The organism is Lachnoclostridium phytofermentans ISDg (assembly GCF_000018685.1).
Classification (GTDB): domain Bacteria; phylum Bacillota; class Clostridia; order Lachnospirales; family Lachnospiraceae; genus Lachnoclostridium; species Lachnoclostridium phytofermentans.
Genome location: NC_010001.1, coordinates 3,637,388 through 3,659,970 on the forward strand (window position 1 = coordinate 3,637,388; position 22,583 = coordinate 3,659,970).

34 protein-coding genes and 1 tRNA gene are annotated in these 22,583 nt (G+C 35.6%); 7 read left to right on the top strand and 28 right to left on the bottom strand.

The genetic code is table 11. The annotated features are described in order from the left end of the window. Window positions 1-149: 149 nt before the first annotated feature. From CPHY_RS15385 to CPHY_RS15400, 5 genes are all read right to left on the bottom strand, one after another. Entirely contained in the window at window positions 150-476 is a 327-nt protein-coding gene (locus CPHY_RS15385; protein ID WP_012200981.1) for a hypothetical protein, read from the bottom strand. Between the two features lie 25 nt (window positions 477-501). Then, a complete protein-coding gene (locus CPHY_RS21820) occupies window positions 502-792 on the bottom strand; it encodes a hypothetical protein (protein WP_157668735.1) in 291 nt (96 codons plus the stop codon). A 292-nt stretch (window positions 793-1,084) separates the two neighbouring features. After that, a complete protein-coding gene (locus CPHY_RS21825) occupies window positions 1,085-1,258 on the bottom strand; it encodes a hypothetical protein (RefSeq protein WP_157668736.1) in 174 nt (57 codons plus the stop codon). Between the two features lie 143 nt (window positions 1,259-1,401). Continuing rightward, window positions 1,402-1,481, bottom strand: a tRNA-Val gene (locus CPHY_RS15395). 332 nt (window positions 1,482-1,813) lie between these two features. After that, on the bottom strand, window positions 1,814-2,311 hold the full coding sequence (locus CPHY_RS15400) for a hypothetical protein (RefSeq protein WP_012200983.1): 498 nt from the start codon (window positions 2,309-2,311) through the stop codon (window positions 1,814-1,816). A 231-nt stretch (window positions 2,312-2,542) separates the two neighbouring features. Here CPHY_RS15400 and CPHY_RS15405 point away from each other — a divergent pair, with 231 nt between their 5' ends. Next, window positions 2,543-2,995: a hypothetical protein gene (locus CPHY_RS15405; protein WP_012200984.1), complete on the top strand. Its 453-nt coding sequence runs from the start codon at window positions 2,543-2,545 to the stop codon at window positions 2,993-2,995. 562 nt (window positions 2,996-3,557) lie between these two features. Here CPHY_RS15405 and CPHY_RS21360 read toward each other — a convergent pair. Both CPHY_RS21360 and CPHY_RS21830 read right to left on the bottom strand, forming a co-directional pair. Further along, window positions 3,558-3,731, bottom strand: a complete 174-nt coding sequence (locus CPHY_RS21360; RefSeq protein ID WP_157668737.1) for a Lar family restriction alleviation protein — start codon at window positions 3,729-3,731, stop codon at window positions 3,558-3,560. A 45-nt stretch (window positions 3,732-3,776) separates the two neighbouring features. Next, on the bottom strand, window positions 3,777-3,953 hold the full coding sequence (locus CPHY_RS21830; protein WP_157668738.1) for a hypothetical protein: 177 nt from the start codon (window positions 3,951-3,953) through the stop codon (window positions 3,777-3,779). A gap of 80 nt (window positions 3,954-4,033) precedes the next feature. Here CPHY_RS21830 and CPHY_RS20955 point away from each other — a divergent pair, with 80 nt between their 5' ends. Continuing rightward, window positions 4,034-4,879: a DUF4393 domain-containing protein gene (locus tag CPHY_RS20955; protein WP_012200985.1), complete on the top strand. Its 846-nt coding sequence runs from the start codon at window positions 4,034-4,036 to the stop codon at window positions 4,877-4,879. 61 nt (window positions 4,880-4,940) lie between these two features. Here CPHY_RS20955 and CPHY_RS15415 read toward each other — a convergent pair whose 3' ends face one another. The 21 genes from CPHY_RS15415 to CPHY_RS15500 all read right to left on the bottom strand — a co-directional run bounded on the left by CPHY_RS15415 (window position 4,941) and on the right by CPHY_RS15500 (window position 17,028). Further along, a complete protein-coding gene (locus CPHY_RS15415) occupies window positions 4,941-5,153 on the bottom strand; it encodes a hypothetical protein (RefSeq protein WP_012200986.1) in 213 nt (70 codons plus the stop codon). Window positions 5,154-5,177: 24 nt separating this feature from the next. After that, window positions 5,178-5,567, bottom strand: a complete 390-nt coding sequence (locus CPHY_RS15420; RefSeq protein ID WP_012200987.1) for a CdaR family transcriptional regulator — start codon at window positions 5,565-5,567, stop codon at window positions 5,178-5,180. Between the two features lie 3 nt (window positions 5,568-5,570). Further along, the gene (locus CPHY_RS21835; RefSeq protein WP_157668739.1) at window positions 5,571-5,726 is read right to left on the bottom strand and encodes a hypothetical protein; all 156 of its coding nucleotides are present in this window, start codon (window positions 5,724-5,726) and stop codon (window positions 5,571-5,573) included. A 25-nt stretch (window positions 5,727-5,751) separates the two neighbouring features. Next, window positions 5,752-6,492, bottom strand: coding sequence for a hypothetical protein (locus CPHY_RS15425; protein WP_012200988.1), 741 nt, complete (start codon window positions 6,490-6,492; stop codon window positions 5,752-5,754). 2 nt (window positions 6,493-6,494) lie between these two features. Further along, on the bottom strand, window positions 6,495-6,875 hold the full coding sequence (locus tag CPHY_RS15430; protein WP_012200989.1) for a hypothetical protein: 381 nt from the start codon (window positions 6,873-6,875) through the stop codon (window positions 6,495-6,497). After that, complete coding sequence (locus CPHY_RS15435; protein ID WP_041703722.1) at window positions 6,854-7,063, bottom strand: hypothetical protein; 210 nt, start codon at window positions 7,061-7,063, stop codon at window positions 6,854-6,856. Before CPHY_RS15435 ends, CPHY_RS15430 begins: the two co-directional genes overlap by 22 nt. Next, on the bottom strand, window positions 7,063-8,328 hold the full coding sequence (locus CPHY_RS15440; RefSeq protein WP_012200990.1) for a hypothetical protein: 1,266 nt from the start codon (window positions 8,326-8,328) through the stop codon (window positions 7,063-7,065). The genes CPHY_RS15435 and CPHY_RS15440 overlap by 1 nt, the downstream gene beginning before the upstream one ends. Then, window positions 8,309-8,587 carry a hypothetical protein gene (locus CPHY_RS15445; protein WP_012200991.1) on the bottom strand — a complete coding sequence of 93 codons (279 nt, stop codon included), beginning with the start codon at window positions 8,585-8,587 and terminating at the stop codon, window positions 8,309-8,311. The genes CPHY_RS15440 and CPHY_RS15445 overlap by 20 nt, the downstream gene beginning before the upstream one ends. A 319-nt stretch (window positions 8,588-8,906) precedes the next feature. Beyond that, window positions 8,907-10,781 (bottom strand): DUF927 domain-containing protein, encoded by a 1,875-nt coding sequence (locus tag CPHY_RS15450; protein WP_012200992.1) that lies wholly within the window; start codon window positions 10,779-10,781, stop codon window positions 8,907-8,909. Next, window positions 10,778-11,278 carry a CHC2 zinc finger domain-containing protein gene (locus CPHY_RS15455; RefSeq protein ID WP_012200993.1) on the bottom strand — a complete coding sequence of 167 codons (501 nt, stop codon included), beginning with the start codon at window positions 11,276-11,278 and terminating at the stop codon, window positions 10,778-10,780. The genes CPHY_RS15450 and CPHY_RS15455 overlap by 4 nt, the downstream gene beginning before the upstream one ends. After that, on the bottom strand, window positions 11,268-11,768 hold the full coding sequence (locus tag CPHY_RS15460; RefSeq protein ID WP_012200994.1) for an ERCC4 domain-containing protein: 501 nt from the start codon (window positions 11,766-11,768) through the stop codon (window positions 11,268-11,270). The genes CPHY_RS15455 and CPHY_RS15460 overlap by 11 nt, the downstream gene beginning before the upstream one ends. 19 nt (window positions 11,769-11,787) lie before the next feature. Beyond that, a complete protein-coding gene (locus tag CPHY_RS15465) occupies window positions 11,788-12,213 on the bottom strand; it encodes a single-stranded DNA-binding protein (protein ID WP_012200995.1) in 426 nt (141 codons plus the stop codon). Further along, window positions 12,213-12,929, bottom strand: a complete 717-nt coding sequence (locus CPHY_RS15470; protein ID WP_012200996.1) for an ERF family protein — start codon at window positions 12,927-12,929, stop codon at window positions 12,213-12,215. Before CPHY_RS15470 ends, CPHY_RS15465 begins: the two co-directional genes overlap by 1 nt. Window positions 12,930-12,941: 12 nt before the next feature. Continuing rightward, the gene (locus tag CPHY_RS15475; protein WP_012200997.1) at window positions 12,942-14,051 is read right to left on the bottom strand and encodes a DUF1351 domain-containing protein; all 1,110 of its coding nucleotides are present in this window, start codon (window positions 14,049-14,051) and stop codon (window positions 12,942-12,944) included. A gap of 2 nt (window positions 14,052-14,053) precedes the next feature. Continuing rightward, on the bottom strand, window positions 14,054-14,692 hold the full coding sequence (locus CPHY_RS15480; RefSeq protein ID WP_012200998.1) for a hypothetical protein: 639 nt from the start codon (window positions 14,690-14,692) through the stop codon (window positions 14,054-14,056). Then, window positions 14,685-15,290, bottom strand: coding sequence for an HD domain-containing protein (locus tag CPHY_RS15485; RefSeq protein WP_012200999.1), 606 nt, complete (start codon window positions 15,288-15,290; stop codon window positions 14,685-14,687). Before CPHY_RS15485 ends, CPHY_RS15480 begins: the two co-directional genes overlap by 8 nt. Further along, window positions 15,280-15,441, bottom strand: coding sequence for a hypothetical protein (locus CPHY_RS21840; RefSeq protein WP_157668740.1), 162 nt, complete (start codon window positions 15,439-15,441; stop codon window positions 15,280-15,282). Before CPHY_RS21840 ends, CPHY_RS15485 begins: the two co-directional genes overlap by 11 nt. After that, window positions 15,431-15,694 carry an AbrB/MazE/SpoVT family DNA-binding domain-containing protein gene (locus CPHY_RS15490; protein WP_012201000.1) on the bottom strand — a complete coding sequence of 88 codons (264 nt, stop codon included), beginning with the start codon at window positions 15,692-15,694 and terminating at the stop codon, window positions 15,431-15,433. Before CPHY_RS15490 ends, CPHY_RS21840 begins: the two co-directional genes overlap by 11 nt. 604 nt (window positions 15,695-16,298) lie before the next feature. Next, complete coding sequence (locus CPHY_RS15495) at window positions 16,299-16,490, bottom strand: hypothetical protein (RefSeq protein WP_041703723.1); 192 nt, start codon at window positions 16,488-16,490, stop codon at window positions 16,299-16,301. A gap of 39 nt (window positions 16,491-16,529) precedes the next feature. Further along, a complete protein-coding gene (locus CPHY_RS21845; RefSeq protein ID WP_157668741.1) occupies window positions 16,530-16,682 on the bottom strand; it encodes a hypothetical protein in 153 nt (50 codons plus the stop codon). 127 nt (window positions 16,683-16,809) lie between these two features. Next, a complete protein-coding gene (locus CPHY_RS15500) occupies window positions 16,810-17,028 on the bottom strand; it encodes a DNA-binding protein (protein WP_012201001.1) in 219 nt (72 codons plus the stop codon). 187 nt (window positions 17,029-17,215) lie between these two features. Here CPHY_RS15500 and CPHY_RS15505 point away from each other — a divergent pair, with 187 nt between their 5' ends. The 5 genes from CPHY_RS15505 (at window position 17,216) to CPHY_RS22200 (ending at window position 22,343) form a co-directional block, all read left to right on the top strand. Then, entirely contained in the window at window positions 17,216-17,545 is a 330-nt protein-coding gene (locus CPHY_RS15505) for a helix-turn-helix domain-containing protein (protein ID WP_012201002.1), read from the top strand. Beyond that, on the top strand, window positions 17,542-18,231 hold the full coding sequence (locus tag CPHY_RS15510) for an ImmA/IrrE family metallo-endopeptidase (RefSeq protein WP_157668742.1): 690 nt from the start codon (window positions 17,542-17,544) through the stop codon (window positions 18,229-18,231). The genes CPHY_RS15505 and CPHY_RS15510 overlap by 4 nt, the downstream gene beginning before the upstream one ends. A gap of 86 nt (window positions 18,232-18,317) precedes the next feature. Next, window positions 18,318-18,995 (top strand): hypothetical protein, encoded by a 678-nt coding sequence (locus tag CPHY_RS15515; protein ID WP_012201004.1) that lies wholly within the window; start codon window positions 18,318-18,320, stop codon window positions 18,993-18,995. 179 nt (window positions 18,996-19,174) lie between these two features. Then, complete coding sequence (locus CPHY_RS15520) at window positions 19,175-20,509, top strand: recombinase family protein (RefSeq protein ID WP_012201005.1); 1,335 nt, start codon at window positions 19,175-19,177, stop codon at window positions 20,507-20,509. 85 nt (window positions 20,510-20,594) lie between these two features. After that, on the top strand, window positions 20,595-22,343 hold the full coding sequence (locus CPHY_RS22200) for a cation-translocating P-type ATPase (RefSeq protein WP_242657955.1): 1,749 nt from the start codon (window positions 20,595-20,597) through the stop codon (window positions 22,341-22,343). Window positions 22,344-22,583: the final 240 nt, after the last annotated feature.

Sequence of the window (22,583 nt, forward strand, 5' to 3'; positions counted from 1 at the left end):
ACTTCACTCATTTCACTGCACCTCCGTATGAAATTAATCTTATATTAACATACAGGAATGCTAAATTATACAGGTATATTACTCCAAACTGCCTCTTGGCAATCAGTCGACACCTCCTATTCGTCGTTTTGGTAAAAGAAAAGAGCCTACTATTGGCTCTTAACAATTTGTTTCAACAATCCGTTTGAGATTTTCTTTGATATGAAAAGTTTAAAATCTTCTTCAATATTAATCACTTCTTTAGCATTAACTTTATTGGACTCATTTACTTTGGCGAGTATAAATGTATAGAATTCTGCTCTGTTAAAATCTACTGTTATATTGTATCTATCGTAATATTCCAATACATAATTAACATGATCATTTGAAATTATTCTAGCATCATATCCAAGTATATCGCAGATTCCTCGTTTTAGGAATTTTTCTATATCATTCTTAAGTTCGATATTTGCTTTAAAAATCTCACTGATATCCATATATCCTCCAACTATTTCTGCATGTTTAAAATATTTCTATATGTTCCATATCACTTAGCCTTACCGCAATTATAATATCTTCTCTATCACTATAATCCGGTTCGTTATTATAATTTTGATTTGTTAGTTTATCCATTTTACTATAAGCTGAAAGCGCAAACCAAGAATTATTTTCTTTTTCTTCGTGTAACTTATAGTGCCCGATTATATAATATGGTTTGTCCTTTAGATAAACTTTCAAATTCGAACCTTGATTGTAGTTAAATATATCTCTCCAAATATCATCATTCGGTGATTTATGAAGCACCTTTAACATAAAAGTATTAACTCTCTGACATAGGAACAGCATAGACAGGCAAATTGCCAATATTGTTGAAATAACTGTTGCTACACCTGAAACAAATAATGTTTTTGAAAACAATTCACTATTTATAAACGCAACATTCACTATATGAATTAACGCAACCAAAATATAGCTGACTACGCAAGCCATGATGGTTTTAATTTTGTTATTAATTTTTTTTGATGATAAATAAGAAAAAATAAATATCCCCCAGTATCCGGGGACAAAATATTGAAGTATGTCCGGTATGTAATCAATTATTAATTTAATCTCCTTTATTTTTAGTTCCCCCCTCATTCTTAGATAAGTTAGATGTCCCAGTCATCAAACTTTTATCAATGGGTTTTGTAACAGTTGTTCCTAATGCGAAATTTACTTTCGAATTTATTTCTACAGCTCTTTGTTCCTGAATTTTTCTGTTATTTTCTCTATCACTCATTGTATCTCTCCCTAATGGTATTCTACATTACATAATATACCAATTTACGTTTTTATGCAACATAAAAAGACACCCGCTATAAATCAACAGATGCCTTTCTTGGAATAAGATTTTAAGGAGATTCACCATGGCAAGCGAATCATTGGAATAGAATGGATTCGAACCATTACATGCTGTACTTGTTATGCGGCCGCCAGTGCTCTGCCAATTGAGCTACTATCCCATGTCTGCTGGTCTACTTCTCGTAATAGATTTTCAAACTACAGTTAAGTACTGTATTCCAGCAGAAGTTCTCTTAATGGCTTTGATACCAAGAAGAGAAACCTAGTATTGATAACGCACAAGTCTTTGCAGCGTAAACGCTATTCTTTTCGAGATTGAGAACCGGAACAAAGTATAATAGAAAATCGGTTCAATCAGCCACCGACCTTATTCAGGTCGATGACCGCTAAATGGAAGTTCTCAATGGGGCAATACCAAGATATAACTTTTCACAATACTAATTATAAATGACCTAAAAACCCATGTAAAGGACATCATTTGGACATGGTTTTATCAATCTAATGATAGTCCGTCTACACCGTATAAATATAGTGAAATCAACCCTTCCAGCTCTATGACCCATCTCATCGCCGTCTTTGAAGAACACGAGAATGCACTTGACAGATCATCATAGGTCTTTTCTTCCAGGTAGTGACTAATGAACACTTCGTACTTTTCCGGTGTCCCCTTGCGCTCCTCTTCTGCTTTAAGAAGCGCTAGACACTTGTCTATATGAGCCACCATAATCATGCTACGGATTCGACTCCTGCGGATACTCATTATGTATAAGTCGTCCTCATCGAGATCCTCTCTCACAAAGCCAATACTGGCATCTAAAACCTCTGATACTCCTTCATCAACATGTGACTTTATACTGTTGTAGCTACTCATTAACTTCCTAGTTCTCTTTTTGATTGCGTTTCTGTTCTTCTTCTTACTATCATTGATAAATTCTTTCACAGCTTTCTTCACTGCCTTATCTATTAACTCGTCTGTTGTAGTTTTTCCCAAAACAATACCTCCTAATATTCGTAAATTATATTTTTAATGTTTTTATTTTCACAATTCATGGACTTAATAGTTATATTTACTGAAATGTTTAGTAATATTTGTGTCTTTTGCTAATTTACATATATTGTCATTTACTGTAAACTTATAGTATATTAAGTATCTCTAATCCGGATATGAGTTGCTTAATATTCTGTAACTTATAGTTAAGCTTTTTATGAAAGGAGTCATACTATGAAAAATATTATCAAGAAAATTTTTATTATCGCTCTTGTAGCTACTATAACTGTTATGCCATCTACTACAGCTTTAGCAGCATCATATCCAACTGCAGTTGTTTACGAAGACACAGTAAAGTATTTTGATTTTAGACCAGACAATTACATATTAAAGCCCGGTGAATCATTGGGACTCGATGATATTTTTATGCCAAGCGGCTTTTGGCAGGTCCCTCCTTTTCAAAGATTGAATTTTAGTGTTGACATGCAATATAACGCTGATGTCAGAATAGTAGTTGTAAAAACTACAGGTAATACATATCAGGAAATCAAAAATGAAGTTATTTATGGTAGCATGGGCTTTAGTTTTACCCTTCCAATGTCAACGCAGAATGAAACATATAAAATTGTTATAGTTGGATTCCAACCTGTACCAATTTATGGTTACTGTGCAAGGCTTGTAAATTAATTATCTATTGGGCTGTCTATATGGCAGCCCTCGCTGTTTTTTATCCCTTCATTTCTTGTTACTAATTCAATGGAATGTAAAAACTTCTTTCAATTTATCTACTTAATTCTAGTTTCATCGTTTTAAAACAATGCTTGTATTACACGCATACCAAGCAGTAATCCTGCGCCTGTTATAAAGGCAAATACAAAAGTTTCTATTCCGTACTTTATTTTTTCTTTCATGATAACCTCCTAGTTATACAATCCCTTTATACTGGATATATCTGTTAATTTTCTCATTGATAAATATTCCCTGTTATGCTAATATCAATATGTTATCGTTTTAAGCCACAGGTTGCGCATGCACGAGCTGGAGAGCCGTATTGTATCGCTGTACAAAAACATTTATCACTACATCATTATTCCTTATTTTCACTACATTACTTTTGTTGTCACCACTCAAAGGAGGAATAACTATGGCATTATTTTTTTTCTAAATTCATTGAAGTTTTAGTATCTTTCATGATAAATGTCGTAACAGGACAGCGACCTGCGACTTAAAACGATAATTTCTCAGTAAACTACATTCTTTCATTCCATGAAGCTATAGCCGAGTCTTTATTTGCTTTCCTTCCACCTCTTGCTCCACAATCATCACACATGGCAGCATACCTAGAATCAGATCCCTTAGTTCCAACGACTTTTATTTCTATTTTTTCGCATCCACAAAACGGACAAGGCTTAAATTCAATCATGATAACCTCCATAGTTCTAGTCTAATGAATAATCTTCATTCCAGCTTAGATAATATCAAGTATTACTTTTTCTGCCTCTTCTGTGCTCACTCCATTTTCTTTTGATATTTTTTCTGATAAGGTTTTGCTGATTGCTATTAGCAATGATAATATATCAATAGTTCTTCCTGCGACTTTTACTTTTGCATTTTCTCTTTTAGATGACGCAAATATAATTCCCATGACTTTCCTCTCCTTTTTATATCTTTTTTCTTGTTTTTATAGTATAATTTTTCTAAATAATATTGAAAGGTCGTGATTTTATGCCAGAAGGGTTAAATCAACTTGCAAAAGGTATAGGGAAGGCAATTGAAACCGTTCCTGAAGTTTATGATGACGGTTTGAAGCCCGCCACGCAAGAAACTGGGAAAACTCTTGCCCTAATACCTCGTACTATAAATGCTGCTTTAGTTCCACTGCGCAAATGGATTGCAGTAAGAGAATACAATCTTGCGGAAACAGAAAAATTATTAGCCGAAAAACTAGCACATGTTAGTGCAGATAAGATAGTTACTCCCGAACCATATGTTGCCGTACCAGCAATTCAAGCAATCTCCTATTCTATGGACAGCATTGAACTACGTAATCTATATGCAAATCTACTAGCCAACGCTATGAATATTGATACTAAAGAAGGTGTTCACCCAGCCTATGTCGATATTATAAAACAACTATCTCCGTCTGATGCACTGTTTCTACAGCACTTGTGCAATAACGGTATGTGTATACCTACAATTAATTACTATTTGATTAAATATGAAAAAACTACTCATTTAGAATTTATTAAAGGTTCAACAAGAAAACCTATCTTACCTCGCTATGTTAGTTATGCTAACGAAATGCCTTATGATATATTACAAGTCTGTATAGGTAATCTAGAAAGGCTTGGTTTAATAGAAGTTGAAATGGGGAATCAATTAACAACTGAAAATGTATATGAATTACTAAATTCAGAAGCTTCTGAAATTTATAATGAGGCTGTTGACTATGCACAATCTTTAGATTCCAATTTAAATTCATTTGAACCATATCAAGAGCATGGGTACATAAATTTAACAGTATTTGGTCATTCATTCTGTGGTATTTGCATTGATAATAATCTTTCGTAATATTTTTTATTATTTATTTTCCCTCACTGTAATATTTGTTGCAGCGAGGGAATTTCTAGTTTTACTTACTAGTTAGCATACGTCTTAACCACATAACCCACAATCTTATGTTTGCTTTTATAATTGCTATTTTACGTTCTCTTTCTATATAACCAATCTGGTACATACCATTTTTAGTGATATAGTAAGAACCACCACCAGTAAAATTTAAAGAATGTATATAATTCTCTTCTTCGCTATACTGTTTTCCAACCACATCTTTCCATTCAGCCATTTTATTACCTCGCTAAATATTAATTTAGCTACTTACAATATTTTTCAGCTTAATTAAGTCAAAGAATTTATTTGGATCTAACTCCGTCTTAATTTTTATTTGTTCAATATGGTAAATAATTGTGTTAAGATTAAAAAACATTTTTCTAGCAACTTCGCATTTGTTCATGTTGCAATTACACAATTCATTGATTATCTTCTTCTGTATATCAGTTAGATTATTCTTAGTTTCATTTATTACCTCTACTTCACCGGCCGGTATAATACTAAACTTTCTTTTCAGCTTTAAACCTCTTCTTATGTATGCACCGACATATGATTCGCTTAATCCAAAATGCTTTTGTATTTCTTTACTTGTAACGCTATCGAGTATTCTTAAACTTCCTTCATTTACATGATATACTTTTACTTTCAAGAATCACTTGCCCTCGCTTTCCTTAGTCGTGCATACCTCGCCATTGATTATCCTTACAGGGATATTAACAAACTGCATTACTCCATTTTTGTAAGGCATCACTGGATTGCTGTTAATGCTTTCTGCATCATAAATTCTTGGTTTGCTCTCTTTTTTCACGTTCTACCTCCACCATTAATTTAACCTACCTGCCTTTGAACGGATCCTTCTTTACTGGCTTATCCAACCCATGTTTCTTTACGAAAGCGTACATTGTCTTGGCATCTACTCGAAATTCATCTGCCAGTTGGTGCATGTTAAACGGTCCATTCGTGTACACCGCCTTAATGGTTGAAATATCAGATTCATTCGGGTGTACCTCTTTAGGGCTCTGACCTACGGTGATGTTATTCTTTTCAATAAATTTTCTAACCATACCATCGCCTTTGTATCCATAGAACTTAGCTATAGCGCTCATGGTTTCACCGGCTTTCAACATATCTGTTATCTCATCAACCTTCATCTTACTTTCTTTTGTATTCTTTTTAGGTTCCTCAATTACATCCTGCTTTGCTACATACCTGGGCGGTTTATTAGCCTTTGAACTTTCAATCATTTCTTGAACTGCAGTTTCAAACTCTGGATTTATTATCGCCGGCTTACGTTTGATACCAAGGATCTCATCAAGCTTAGTAGCTCTATCGTTACGCACACCCTGCAGCTCATGCATTACTTTGGTAAACAGTTCAGCCATTATCGGTTCAGGTAGTAGATCTGAAACCTTTGTAGTACCTACTGGCTTACCATCAATCTCAGTGTAAAGACATACGACAGTACTCTCTCCAACCATCGAAAGTCTACCTTCCACATCCTCTAAATCTCTGACTAGTTTGTTAACTTCTCTAGTCTTGTTATCCCATAACTCTTGGTATTCTCTTAATTCCATGATTAACCCTCCTTATCCATTTTTAGAAATATACCGGCCTCTTCAGCCTTTTCACAATACTCTTTAATCAATGCTGGATTATCACAACACTTATTAACGTGTTCAGCAAATAACTCATTGAATTTTTCCATCTGGTAGTTACTAAAGAAGAAATCGTTCTGTAAAATTGTGAGAGATATTGCGATAGCTGTCATAGTCGAATGATACTTCATCTTCTCGGTAGCTGCCTGTACATCCTTGCGGGATATATTCAGGCTGCATCCGGAAACGTTACGAAAATCGATAGTCTTTCTTAACTCATCTACTCCGTCCTTTTCAACAATACGGAGCGCAAGGTCTAATCCCTGGTTAATTCCTTGGATTATATCATTCTGTTTTCCCATCCAAACCTTACCTCCTGTTTCATACATCTATTGTGAATAAAATTATCTTTACCACTTTTAGCTTTAACGTATATAAAGAGATTTTGTGATATATCTTCACTGGTAAATTCCTTATCACATATAAGACAAATCTTATTAGCTGCTTTTTTCTGCATGGCCGATAATGTGTTTTCGTTTTTCTTTGCCACTACTTCGCCCTGCCTTTCTGGAGCTCTTTCAAGTATTCAACAATCTCCGACAAACTAGTGGTATCATGTTCATATTTCTTATCATAAGTATTGTTCTTCTCATACTTAGGCTTTTCTTTTTGAAGTAAATGAAAATAATGTAAGTCTCTGTTTTCCTTTCCCCAGTAAGTTTCTCTGTCCAGGTACTCTTCAACTATAAGCCTGTCTCCGTTAAAAAAATCAAATTTGTAATAATGACAATCGATATTTTCATCATGATACCATTCACCCCAGGCTTTATAATTTTCAGCCCAATTTTTACGTTGATCATTGTTTTTTAGAATTGGTAATTCAGGCTGCACCGGCTCCGTGTATTCCGTCTGAATAATGTCAGATTCCGTATTGATTTTAGCTTTCCACTTATCACCATTTACACAGTAATCCAATTTAGAGGATCCATAATTGCAACATCCTTTAATATCCCAATCACATGTGTCACAAGGAAATGTAATTTCATCCTGTTCGGACACGGTTTCAGTCTCTTCAATAACGTTTTCAGCTATTTCAATCACGATTTCGGGCTCTTTTTGTATCATTTCAGCATTTTCATTTACAGACTCTAACCGGTTATCCATATCAGGTCGATGAGCAGAACTATTACATTCATATCCACATGCTCCATGACGATTACAATTCCAACAACAAGAGTTACTGCAGTTCTCGCCATTCAATGTTGTCAGCTTACTCGATTCCGATAAGGTACAAATAAATTCAGTCCTATGTATGCATTGTCCTGATGATCTGTTCTCTTCTACCTGTATCGAAATACCTGGTTTGCTTTCAGTCACATCCGACTTAGGTTGCGATGTAGCAACTTTTTCTTTCTTTGGTTTCATCTTACGTATTACCTTAACAGTTGTATTAGGTGTAACTTCCTTAAGTTGTTCATCTGTAAGATAAGTTAATTCTCTAAGTTTTGAAATACTAAATGGTTTCCATTCATCCTTCAAGCATGGAGATCCTTCCTTGCAAAATTTATCTGCAATTCTCATCAGCCAAGAACATCTATCTTTCTCAATTCCATAGGTTTGATAGGCATATTCTCCGATTCCGCTAAACCCATCTTCCTTGTACATACATTCATCATTTATACGCTTAAGGTAAAACCCGATAACAACTTGGTTATCAAAAAGGTTATTTATCTGCGCTTTAATGATATTCTTAATTGACTCATGAGAAGGTTTGTAATCCTTCCATGATTCTGATTTACTTACCATTTCGTCCATCAAATTCACCCCTATTCTTAATAAGGCTTTTATATGTTTCACTTCTGTCAATCAAGGTTCTTAACACTGCAGTAACTAAAAGTGCCGATATTTCACAATTTTCATAATTCTGACCGATTGTTTCACATGCCAGGTTAATTTCATTCTCATATTCAGAGCAATCAACATCCTTGTACTGCAGGAACAATTTATATGTGTCTGCCCAGATTCCCTTTACCTCCTGATCCGAAGGTGTATATGTTTTTAAAACACTATTCATTCTTTGTCTCCTTAGTTACACAGGTTACACATTTTTTATACTAATGCATCTTCGGTGTAACCTCTGAAAGTATTGAAAACACTGTGTTTTTTAGCATGGTTACACCAGTTACACCAAATTTTATGTTTTATCTATAAAGGGTTCAGTGTGTATGTATGTCACTATTCAAATATAGACACACACTAATACATATATAGGTCTTCCTATCAAGAGGTGTAACCAAGTAGAAAAATCGCTGTAACTATATTAAAATCGATGCTTTACGTGGTTACACTGGCTCTTTTTTAGGTGTAACTTTAGGTGTAACCGCTTCATGATTTTAATCAAAAGGTACATTTTCATTCTCATGAATTGACCTAAATTCGGTTACACTTTCTTCTTCGTCCTGAAGCTCACTATCCATTCTTAGGAATATGCAACGTATTGACTTGCCTTGGAACTTTTTGTTTTTGAAATTCTTTCCGCCTTTATCATCCTTAATAAGTAATCCGTTTCGATCCGCCCAGGTCAAGAAAGACTTTCCGGAGAAGTTTCCACGCTCACACATTGAGTTGAAGATATTGTTATGAATAATTGCATACCCTTTATCAATAGCTCCCCAGATTTCACCGGTAAATCTATCTGACTCGAAATTATTTCGATGCACTTGGATATCAGACATAATGAAATCATATGCCCTTTCTTCTTCTGAAATATCCCCTTTACTCTTCAACATCTCATAACACTTATCAAAGTCAAGATAATGACCATCTTCAAATATCTGCTCAGTTGCTATTTTGTCTGCAGTCAACAAAATGGACATTGGTATAATCTGCTTTTCTTCTTTCTCCTCACCCATTTCGAATTGCTTTGCATAAATTCGATCCAAGAACTCTCTCTGGATAGACTTAAGCTCCTCTAGTGACATGTGAGATATAATGTTAATGAACTCCTCACCGGCGAATCCATAATGCTCCTTGATAATGTCTACAACTTCGGCGCCACTTTCAAATATATTTCCTTCCTCTGACTCAACTTCAATAATTCTGTTGATAGCTCCACCATTCATAGTTTCACTAACTAAGGATCTCTCTGAATTGGTTAGAACAATATTCTTCCAATAACGCTGTCGCTGCAGTCCAATATTTGTATTGGAGCGTTCTTTACCGCCTCCGGAGCAAAGATTATAAACAAACTCACCAAAATCATCTTTGACCTTCTTTTGAATCTGCGATAGATCATCAATGGCGAGTGGAAGGTGATTTAAAAAATCTAGCCGGACCTCTAACGCGATTTCGTTTGCCTTGGCACGAATAAAATATTTTCCTTCTGTTGGATCCGCCCACACACTCGTAGCTACCATAAGTGCTACCGTCTTACCCTTACCTGTCTTGCCATATGTGGAGATAATAAATGGAAGTGCATTGAATTTATGTAGCAATGGACTAGCAAACGCCCCGGCTAAATACATATTAGGTTCAATTCTTCCGGAGCTTCGTATCTCCCTCATTAACTCTAGCCATTTTGTATAGGAGCCATTACTTGTAACACTTTTAAATGCACCGGAAAGAGCATCATCATTATCAAATACTACTGTAGAATCATAGGGAACGAATGATTTATCTAACCAACCAAGCTTTGAAGATGATTTCTGTTCAGGAATAACCTTTTCATTCATACTCTCCATATCTGCAAGATATTGGACTAATGCCCTGGCATTCTCTGAAGTGACACGAATACCATACTTTGAAAGGTTAACAATTCTGTTATTAGAGGAGATAACCTCCTTATCTATAATGACTTCTCGCCATCGGTTTCTCACCTTGAATGCTAATACCGTTTTTAAGTATCCGGTCTCCGCATTAATCAAAGACCGCACTGGTAAGATGGGATGGCTACAGGCAGTCTTTTCACCGAAGTTGGTAAGTATTGAAATGCCATCATCGTTCGCTATCCAACCGCCGCAATACATCTTAGGGTACTCGTCTCCAAAGTCGGTATAACTTCCTCCTGTCTGCTGATTAAAAGTTTGTTTTGCTTTCTTAAACGCTCTGAGCATCCGATCAAAGTTTTGCTTCACACCGCATTCTTTTGCTATGTCTGAAAGTGTGCAAATCATAGCAGCCTGCTGAATAGGATCCTGCTCATCATAAATCTCTATAAAAATGTCGTCTTCAAGGATCTTGACCTTATCCAGTGACTTGTAATCTATCATTTACTCACCTCATCAATCATCTGATCTAAAATATATTCTTCGTAAACTAATCTATTATGACTATTACACCATATTTCAGAATAAGGCTTCTCTGCCCTAATCAAATCTCTTAAAGCCATAACTTTTGTTCTTTGATCCTTAATCTTTTGATTTTTAAGATTAGCTAATCCTAATTTATTTTTGCGTATACTTTTTGCTCTTTTAGCTGTTGCATATGATTTCCATGAAGGTTTATCATTACCACCAAGTAAATCAAATGTGGTATTGAAATCACAACCAGTCAGCTGCATTACTACATCAAATACATTCCAGTTTTGACCACAAACAAAGCATTGAACACCGTCCTTAAAGACCTTCATTGACGGATTCTTCTCCTGGTGAAATATGCAGCAACACATTCTGCGCTTAACCTTTACTCCATGCTCTTCCAGAACGTGAAACATATTTTTAGACTGAATTATTTCTTCTTTTCGTTCTTTCTTTTCCTCAAGAGTCATTGCGTTCACCCAGGATTTCTAAAATCCTTTTACCGGTATCCTTCTTATCGCAGAATAAAAATTCACAACCATACTTGTCCTGAAGAGTATTCAATATTTTATATAGTACTTCACCCTTCATCGCTTTAACTTCAACATCAGTCCATTTGCCATCAATCTTGATACGTTTCTTAGCTCTAGGGTTCTCCCAAAATACTAAGTCTTGGAGGCTGTATATTCCATTACCATGCTCACATAAGATTACAAGTTTAATACCATGCTCTTGAGCCCTAATAAGTTCGTTTCGAAACCTAGTATGGTCTTGCGTAACGTTATTACATATCTCACTTATATTTTGTTTCCTGTCTACTATGAGCCGGGGATTATCTAAGCTCATATAGTCCCCGGTCCATAACTTTGAAATGTAATACTTGACTCCACTTGAATCAAATGTTTCCAATATCTTTTTAATAGCTCTCGCCTTTTCTCTTGAGTCGACTTGTATAGTCAAGTAATCACTCTCCTAACAACTAATTAAATGGTAGTTCTTCGTCAATGCCGTCCGGAATGTTCATAAACCCATCACCGCTAGCTTCACTTGGTGCAGGTCTTGATGATTGCTGATAGTCACTTCCGGAGCTCTTACTTTCTGCAAATTCCATCTCGTCTACAAGAATTTTTGTAGAGTAAACTTTTTGACCATCTTTATTGGTATAATTCTCATTCTGAATACTACCAACAATAGCAATCTTACTTCCCTTGGCAAGATACTTCTCAGCAAACTCGGCGTTCCGTCCAAAACATACACAGTTGAAAAAGTCTGCATCCGGTTCACCATCACGCTTAAATCGTCTGTTTACTGCAATTCCGTAGGAGGCAATCGCTGTTCCATTTGCTTGTCCATATCGAATCTCAGGATCTTTGGTCAATCGACAAATCATCATAACTTTATTCATTAGGCACCCACCTTCTTATCTCTCAATGGTTTTAATCTCTTAATTGCATCTTCTAAATTTTCCGGAGTAAGCTTTTCTACTGAATCAATCTTGTAGAACATTAACATGCTCTTAACGCTAGCACCGGTACGTGCTAGCTCTGCGTTGAGTTCAGCCATCTTGATAGCATCTAATTCAGTAGATGGCTCTTGTTCCTCTTGTTTCTTTTCTGTTATTGAATCTTTAGGCTTATTCTCTGGTTTTGGCTTGTTATTCTTTTGCTCCGGTTTTGCATTCGTTTTCCCTCTTGGGTTAACATCATGAAACTCTTCGTCTGGATCCTTCATTTCCTCTGTTGGAATACAGAAGACTTGGAAACAAGCGTATTTAAATGCAATAGACATCGCTTTATTAGTTGCCTTGTCACCACTATCCATGCCTTCACCAATCACAATAGCTTCAATGTTTGAACCATCCTCCGCATAGAAGGTATACTTCACCTTACAAATCGAGTAAATAAGGTTCCCTCCCTTGGTAGTTGTTCGTTCTTCTCTTGTCTGTTCCAAAATCTCCGGTACAACAAATAATTTATGCTTAATTAGTGCCGGATTAATTGCATTCATTACTGCATCAATTCCCCTGAACATAAATCCTTGTTGTTGGTTCCTGGAGTTCTTACTAATGGCTCCAATATCCTCCATGACACTACTAATTGCCTTATAAATCATTCCTTCCATTCTCAATACCTCCTATAACTTTGCAAACTGTACACCAAGCTCAGAAAGAATCTTCTCAACTTGCTTATGTTGTTCTTCAGTTCCTTTAACCATATATCTAACAGTAGTCACTTGACTAACTGGCGTGTGTTTCACTTCAAAAACAGATTCTTCTTTTTTCACTTCTTCTGCAGGAAAAGGTGTCTCGTCAGCGATAACAGGGAAAGGTGAACCAGGAAAATCTACTTCCTCTACAATAGGAAATGGAGATACCTCTTTCTCAATAACTCTTTGAGATTCCTCACGCCTTCTAATCTCTTCCTGTTGCCTACAAACTTCCTCCTGTACCTTTGCTCTTTCCTCTGCGCGGATCCGATCTATCTCTGACTGGCGTTCACGTTCTGCAGCAAGCTCGCGCTCTCTTTGTTCCCTGGAAAGACGCTCTTGCTCCTCACGAGCCTTACGCTCTTCTTCTCGCTTTCTGCGTTCCTCTTCCGCTCGTATACGACGCTCTTCGGCTTCAAGAATAGCTTTTTTCTGTATGTCATAATCATTAATAATCTTCATAGCATCAGATAATTTCTTGGTCTGTTTATAAACTGCTATTGCTTTTTCTTCAACCTCTGATTTCCTTGCAGCTATCGCCTCTAAGTCAGCTAAACGATCAGATAAGGCTGTATCAATATCATTCTTGATAGATTTAAAAGATGTATTAACATTGAGCCAGGAATCCTTAAAAACTTCTTCAAACTCTAAGGTTTCAGATTGACCGCCCATCTTCTGCAGATAATAATCGAAAGCTTTTTGTCTTTTCTCAGCCTTCTGTTTTTCGTCAAATTCCTTAACTTGCTTATTGATTAACTCAATAGGCTCATTTATAATCTCTACAAGCTCCTTAGCCTTTTTCTCGAACTCCTCATACGGAATCATGTAGTTACTTTTTACTTCCTTGCGCTTATCATCGATTGCTTTAGCTATCTTGCGAAGAGTAGCAATATCTTTCTTACGCTCGGCAAGGACTTCTTCCGTTACTTCCATAGATTTATAGATTTCCATCTGTTCAGAAAGGCTCTGCTTGATTTCATCAAAGTTGAAGGAAATCTCTGCAGGCTTCTGTGTTACTATTACTTGAAGTTCATTCAATGTTAATCTACCCCCTCATATAAACTATTAGAAATGTCAATTTGCTCTTTACTAAGCTCACTTATTGCAGATGCGATTCTTAGTTTGGTTTCTTTGCATGGCATATAACCATACTTTATATACCGGATCATTCTTTCGAATGTACTCATTGGATATAAAATTTTGTCGTCAGTAACCAGTCTTTTAAGATGCAAGTGTTCAAAAAACTTATCATCGCAAGCTATCATATATTCGATATGGTTATCATCTGATTCTGCATCTTTTACTTGCTCTTTAAAATAAGCAAATTTAGTTATCGTGAAATCAAACTGGCTTATTATGTTTCTAGCACTTCCGAATACTTTGCAACATAGTTCCAATGTGATGCCTGTTTCAACGTGCTTATAAGCTTTAACGTTTTTATTCTCGTAATAAAAATGATATTTTCCGCCAGTGTTATTCTCGCCGCACATTTTATCAAAGTGTTCCACTGCTGAATCAAAGTCCACTTTGCTTTCAAAAAAGATATCTAAATCCTTCACTTTCTCATGATTGAAAATATTTTTGAAAGAACCACCTGCGATAAATCCTTTGTAACCTGTCATAAACTGGTCCAACCATGACAACATATAAAAGTTATCTCTTTCAAAACTATTAATCATTTGACTCACCATCTTCCTCAGTAACTCGACTCGCCCACATGTCAGCAAAATGGATAAGTATCTGAAGAGGTGTTTCATTGTCCTTAAGGCTACGTCCCAAACCAACATACATTCCATTATGATAAAGGATTGCGAATTGCTCCTCTTCAGTGAGTTGAATAAATCTACTCGCCTCAACTACGGACACAACTTCATGGTCAACCTTGAGCAAATCTGAGCTCTGTGCATAAGGCTTTGCAGTCGATCGTTTCCCACTCTGCAGAATATTCTCAACATACAATGGTTTTTCGAATTGACCAATCTTACCTAAATCATGAAGTAGCGCAGCAATGATTATGGAATCACCAAGTCTACACATTTCTTCAAATCCAAAAATCGTAACCGCTGTATCATTCGCGATATTGTACACATTTAAGCTATGTTCGGCTAATCCACCTTCTTTGGATAGATGATTACCTCCACTACATGGAGCTGTAAAAAAACCGTTCTTATCCATATGATTAAACAAGTTACTGATACCTTCTCTACCGGTACTCATAAGAAGATTGAATATCTTCTCCCTTACTTCTTCCTTGCTAAAATCATTCTTATATCCCATTCGAATATACCTCCTTATCATGTTTTCCGTAGTCGTTTGGAACAACTACAAAACCTAATCTACTTTCAGCACAATCGCACTTCTCACCGTGGTCCAAATTGGCTTGGCAGTGATGGCATGTCCAATAATCTTTCATAACTTTATATCTCATCGTTAAACCACTTAATGCATTCGGTACATAAGGTAATATCATTCAGAGTAACCATTCTCTTTTCTTTACCTAGTTTCTGGCCACATACTCTGCAGGTACACTCATCTTGATGCTTTTTAAGTACTATGCTGTCATAGTCCACATAAATTTCCAGTGGATCTCCTTCTTTGATGTCCTGTAATTTTCTCATTTCCATTGGAAGAACGATTCTTCCTAATCCATCGATATGTCTAACAATTCCTGTATTCTTCATTTACAGATCCTTCCCGGCATGTTATAATGCCTTTAGATTATTTTTGTTTGTGCGCTAAGCTTGGACGGCCATCCAGCTTGGCGTTTTTCATTTATTAACAGCTCCTGTGTTCATTTTTATTTTCTTCCTCATCCTAGAGTTACACCATGGACACGTGTAATTATCTTTTGTGTATCCTAAATGTGCTGAAACATTCCAGGGCACGCCACAATACCTACACCAAAAATATGTAGCCAAGTTATTACCTCCTTTTTTAACGGAACTCTAATTCCCATTTCACTTCCCAATAAAGCCTTTCAGATAACTTTCTAGCCAACCTACCATGCTGATTGTTGATTAGGAATCTTACAAGCTTACGTTTCACGTTCTCACCATCCTTTCTTATTGTAATAATTTGTCGTTTCTCCTATAATGTACTTACAGGCCCTGCCAAGCTGAGTACATAAGAAAGGAGAAATACTTATGAGTAAAACTGATAAAGAGCTGACTGCTGAAATTATAATTGCTTACATAAATGCTAATCCAACGCAAGCTTCGTATGTCGGCGGCAATTCGCACAGCAAAGTAGAAAAATTCGTAAATATTGATGGATTATGCAATGGTATTAAAGCCATCCATTCGACACTTGCTGATTTAGAGAAACCATCAGTTGAATGATTTCTGCTATCGTAACTATGTTTTTTCTTATCTGTTCAGCATCAACATTAATGTTTTCAAGATTCCATTCTGCTAGGGCATTGATTTGTTCTAGCAGAACATCTTTAAGTGTATTAATATCTATTCCACTATTATCCATCTCTTCCACCTCCTCTCAGCTTGTCCTACGCTTAACTGCCTAAGCAGTTTTATCATCTGTCGGCTTTTCATTACTAGCAAAAACCAATTCTGTTATCTCATATCCTTCTTGCTCGCAATATAATTCTATAAGAAGCCTCATTGCCTTCTTAGCATCAGGTTTTCCAACAAATGTGAAGGTTGGTTCTTTCAAATCCGCTTCCTCCTATTCTCTTTGTACAATGTATGTAGTACTGGTTGTACATGTTGCGAAAAATATTTGTACAAAGCTTTCCTTGACTAAAAGTATATTGACTGTTAAAATATCAGAACATTTGTTCTTATGAAACAAGTTTTTCACGGATAAACAAATAGTCATAATCATATTCCGGAAAAAATACTTTTTTAATTTTGTACGCTTCGTCAAAATAAAATCCGCAGTTTACAACTCCATTTAATTTATCACTCATCGTTGCTTGTCTACATTCAAGTAAATTCGCTAACTGCGTTGATGTAATACCTTTCGATTTCATAGCGTTTAATAAATTTGCATACAACATAACAGTGCTCCTTTCTATTTTTGTTTGCGGTAGTCCGTAAACTATATCTAAAATATACTCGGTTTACCGCACGTTGTCAATCCAAAATTCGCGTATGTCCGCATTATTACGGTTTTCCGTAAATTTAGTATTTACAAATCTTGTTATATCGTATATAATGTTGATATCTTAGATAAGAGGTGTCATTATGCGTAAAGCAAAAGTATTAGAAAAATTAATTAAAGAAAGCGGTTATACTGTAAGGGCATTCGCACAGAAATGCGGTATCCCAGAAAGCACTCTTTACACTATTTTAAAAAATGGCGTGGGAAGAGCTACAATGGATAACATTCTCACAATTTGTAGAAACCTTGGAATCAAGGTTGAAGATCTTGAGCGTATGGCTGAAGGCGAAGTAGAGGAATCGCAACCCTCTTATGATGAATTAATCACAGTTTACACACGAAGTAAGAAGAATCTGTCACAAGAAGAGAAAATGAGGTTGGCTAGAATAATACTAGAGGATGACGAAGATTGACAAATAACGAGATAATAGCAGGAACATTATTCGTGTTTAATCATTGTAGCATTAATAATTTTCCATTAGACTGTTGGAATATTGTTAATCAATACGGATTCAAAGTTAAGAAATACTCAGAGCTGAAGCCAAAGAAGCTAGAAGCTTGCTTGGAATTAAGTGAAGATGCAAACATCATAGGTGATACGGTATATTATAACGAGAATAAAAGTCATAATAGAGTTCGATTCTCATTAATGCATGAATTAGGTCATATAGTCTTAGAATCTAACGATGAATCAGAATGTGATAAGTTCTCCAGCAATACTATAGCTCCACGCATGGCTATACATTATTCCAAATGTAGGAATGCCAATGATGTTGCAAAGATTTTTATTTTGTCTGACCAAGCAGCTAACATAGCTTTTGATGATTATAGGCGCTGGAGACGAAATGTAACAATATATGGAATGTCAGACCTGGATAAACAGATGTATGAACATTTTTATAATGATGATGCTAAAAAGTTTGTATGGTCTTTTGAAAGATGTGACTTTTGTTTCACAGATTATGCTTACAATGAACAATCATTATGCGAGACTTGCAGGAGATTCGAGATTAGAAAACTGATAAAAGCACAAAGAATCGATGGTCAAGAACGTAATTTAGACCTATCCAGAAGTAATTGGCTATATGGTCAATTATAAAAACATACCATGCACTACCATGACCAAGAGTATGTCCTAATAAATTCAAAAATATATTTAATACTATACGAAGGGTGGTCATCTTTATGGAAAACTATGGAGTAGCAGCGCCAAGGAAGAAAAATAAAGGCTGTTTAATTGGAATAATAGTTATTATACTGTTCCTTGGAGGATTAGGATTTGGTTTTTATCGAATAGTTCAAAATCCTGAAGAATATGGGGCTAAAACGAAAAAATCTGAATTGGCAACATTGCTTGATGTTTCAGATGAACAGGAAGCTAATATTTTAAAGATATTTAAAGAGTGCGGTATCGATGATGTGAAGTCTGTAAAACCATTTAATGCAGGCGAAAAAATGTCATCTTATTCTCTTTCAAGTGCTGACACATCGAATATTGTTGTTTGGGTATCCAATGACAAGAAAGAAGTTCAAGAGATTTATTTTAACGATTATGACATATATAAAGATGGTAAATGCGTTTCAAAAATAACAGACTATATATTAACCAAGGATGAGAAGACAACATACCAAACAGCATCACAATTACTGATAAAAGACACGCTGACAGTTCCTTCATCTGCAAAATTTCCATCTATATATGATTGGAAGTTTGGAAAAATCGACGGTGTTATAATAGTACAATCATATGTGAATAGTAAAAATGCGTTCGGAGTGGAGATAAAGAACGAATTTCAAATTAAATTTGATGAAAATGGCAATCCAATATCAATCATAATCAACGGTAAAGAACTACTACAATAATAAAAAACAGCCCCAGTGCTACCAACACCGGGACTGCTCATAAGATATTATACTAGGTGAACTAAATATAATACCTGTTCCAACAAACATATTATATCAGCTCACCCGGTAAAAAACAACACTACCGGGCATTTTTATGCCCATTTACAGCATAGAATTCAATAGAAAGGGTTGATATAATGATTAGAGTAGCTTTATACATTCGTGTAAGTACAGAAGAGCAGGCACTTCATGGTTTCTCTCTGGAAGCTCAAAGAGAAGCTCTGACTAAATATGCCAAAGAACACGACATGGAAATCACCGGAGTATATATCGATGAAGGTATTACAGCAAGAAAAAAGTACAATCGACGTAAAGAGTTTATGCGTCTAATTGAAGGAGTGAAAGAAAAGAGCTTTGATCTTATCTTATTCACCAAGCTAGACAGATGGTTTCGTAATATTTCAGACTATTATAAAATTCAAGAAACATTAGAAACCTATGAAGTAAATTGGAAAACTATATTTGAGAGTTACGATACAAGCACAGCTTCTGGAAGGCTTCACATAAACATTATGCTTTCCGTAGCGCAGGATGAAGCAGATAGAACTAGTGAACGTATCCGATCAGTCTTCGAAAATAAGATTAAAAACAAAGAGATTGTTACGGGTAAGCAGCCGTATGCATACGTTATAAATAATAAAACTATCGAAGTTGACGAAGATAAAGCTGAATTGATCCGTGACATTTTCAAATATTACAATGATGTACGTTCCGTAAATGCTACTATGAAGCATATGAATCAAAAATACAATCTTCATAAAAGTTATGATTTTTATCGCGAAACTTTACGTACACGTAAATATACAGGTGATTTTAGAGGTGTTCCTGATTATTATCCTCAAATCATCTCTACAGATCTGTTTGATAGTGTTCAGGATTCCAAGTCAAGTTATATCCGCGAAAACCAAACAATGCGCCTTTATATCTTCAGTGGGCTTATTCAATGTAAAGAATGTGGACTAAAAATGAATGGAATGCAGACTGTCACTTCCGCAAATAAGTTCATGACCTACAGATGCCGAAACGCTGCTACTTACCACAGGTGTTCAAATAGATTATCCATACGTGAAGATAAGATTGAACTTTACCTGCTCAATAACATCCAATTACTTTATGATACTCATGTAGAGAAATTAAGAATACAGAAAAAGAATAAAAAGAAGAAACACATTGATAAATCAAAAATAAAATTGAAATTAAAAAAATTGAAAGAACTATACGTAAATGATTTGATTGATATAGATGATTATAAAAAAGATTATAATGAATATATGAAAATACTATCTGAAGCAGATCTCGAAGATACCGCGGTAACTATCCAAGAAGATACCGAAAAGATAGGAATAATGATTGCTGACAACCAACTCGACACATATAACAAATTAGATCGAAAGAATCAACGTAGATTTTGGAGAGGTATTATTAAAGAGATAATTATTGATAATGAACACAACATTGATGTCGTGTTTTAAGTTTACCCAATGCTATACTACCTAAGCTATACGTGAAGGTCTGCCAGCCATAGTAACAATTATGCTTTCTCTTGGTGTGCAGAGGATGGCTAAGAAGAATGCAATTATCAGAAAATTACCTGCTGTAGAAACACTTGGTAGCGCAACCTTTATCTGCTCTGATAAAACTGGAACTCTGACTCAAAATGTTATGACAGTAACTGATATAGCTTCGATAAAAGGTATGGAACCAGAAAATAAAGAGTTTGGGAACCAGCTACTAGAATATGCTGCTTTATGTAACGATTGCTATCCTTCCAGTAATTCCTCCGAAATCATTGGGGAACCTACGGAAAAGGCGTTATTAGTTGCAGCAGTAAGAAATGGATATGATAAGAAAACTCTTGACAAAAAGCTTCCAAGAATCAGAGAAATTCCTTTTGATTCTGCAAGAAAATTAATGACAACAGTACACCAAGTTGCAGATGGGCGTTTTCTCATTATTACAAAAGGTGCATATGATGTCTTACTCCTACATTGTAACAAGGTATATAATAATGGTGAAATAGAAAATTTTTCTCAGTCACATAAAGCAAAATTTGATCGAAGCAATCTCTTAATGGCAGAAAAAGCTCTTCGTGTTATCGCTGTCGCTTATAAGTATGTTGACCGTAATCCAAACCAGATGACGGATTCTTCCCTAGAACAAGATCTAACATTACTTGGGCTACTTGGTATGATTGATCCTCCAAGAGAAGAAGTAAAAGGTGCCGTTTCCATGTGTAAATCCGCTGGAATCACCCCTGTAATGATTACGGGAGATCATATCCTAACAGCTTGTGCAATTGCAAAAGCACTTGGTATAATTACGGAAGCAGAAGCCGAAAGTGTAAAGCCCCAACAAAGTAAGCTCTATGGAAATAAAAATCGTGGTGAAAATTTCAAGGCTTGTGCTATCACTGGGGAACAATTAAGTCATATGTCTGATAAAGAATTAGAAGAAAATATCTATCAATATAAAGTATTTGCACGTGTTTCCCCCGCTCACAAAGTACGTATTGTAAAGGCATTGCAAAAGCGTGGTGAAGTTGTAGCAATGACGGGTGATGGTGTAAATGACGCACCTGCATTAAAGGCTGCTGATATCGGATGTGCTATGGGTAAAGGTGGGACAGATGTTGCCAAAAATGCTGCTGATATGATTTTAGCAGATGATAACTTTGCAACCATAGTTGCCGCGGTAAAAGAGGGACGAGGAATTTATGATAACATTCGTAAATCCATACACTTCTTACTTTCCAGCAATATAGGAGAAATAATCACCATATTTATTGCAATTTTATTTGGCCTTCCAGCACCACTACTGGCGGTTCAGTTACTTTGGGTAAACCTTGTTACTGACTCGCTACCTGCGATCGCACTTGGTGTTGAACCAGCGCCGGATGACATCATGAAAAAACCTCCGATTTCTCCAAAGAAAGGAATGTTTTGCGATGGTCTTGTCTTTAAGATAATATTTGAAGGTGCAATGATTGGTTCACTTGCTCTTGTTGCTTATACTTTAGGTGGAAGAACGATGGCATTTACCGTATTAAGCCTTTCACAGCTCTTTCATGCTTTTAACATGCGAAGTGAGCACTCAATCTTTAAAATTGGAGTCTTTCGCAATAAGCAGATGGTGCTATCCTTCCTTGTATGTTCCTTTTTGCAAATCGCAGTTGTTTCCTACGAACCTCTTACGAAAATTTTTAGAGTTACACCAATGTTGCCATTCCAATGGGTTATTGTTTCCATTCTTTCCGTCATACCAATTATTATTGTAGAATTACAAAAAGCTGTATCAAGTAGAGCATGATTTTATCTTGAGGGTGAAGCCCCCCATGGTCCCTCGTAGCGTTTTTAAATAAGCTATCGTTTATCATCTCCAATAAGAAAAAGCAAACTTATCAAACTTTTCCTTGTCATAATTTAAAAATAGCGTGAACCAAGCAATTTTCTAAGTAAAGTGTTCCTATCCTCTTACTTAAAACTTGCTGGTTCACGCATTATAAATATATTTTAGCTTTTTTTATAAATTTCTATCTTTATCAATATA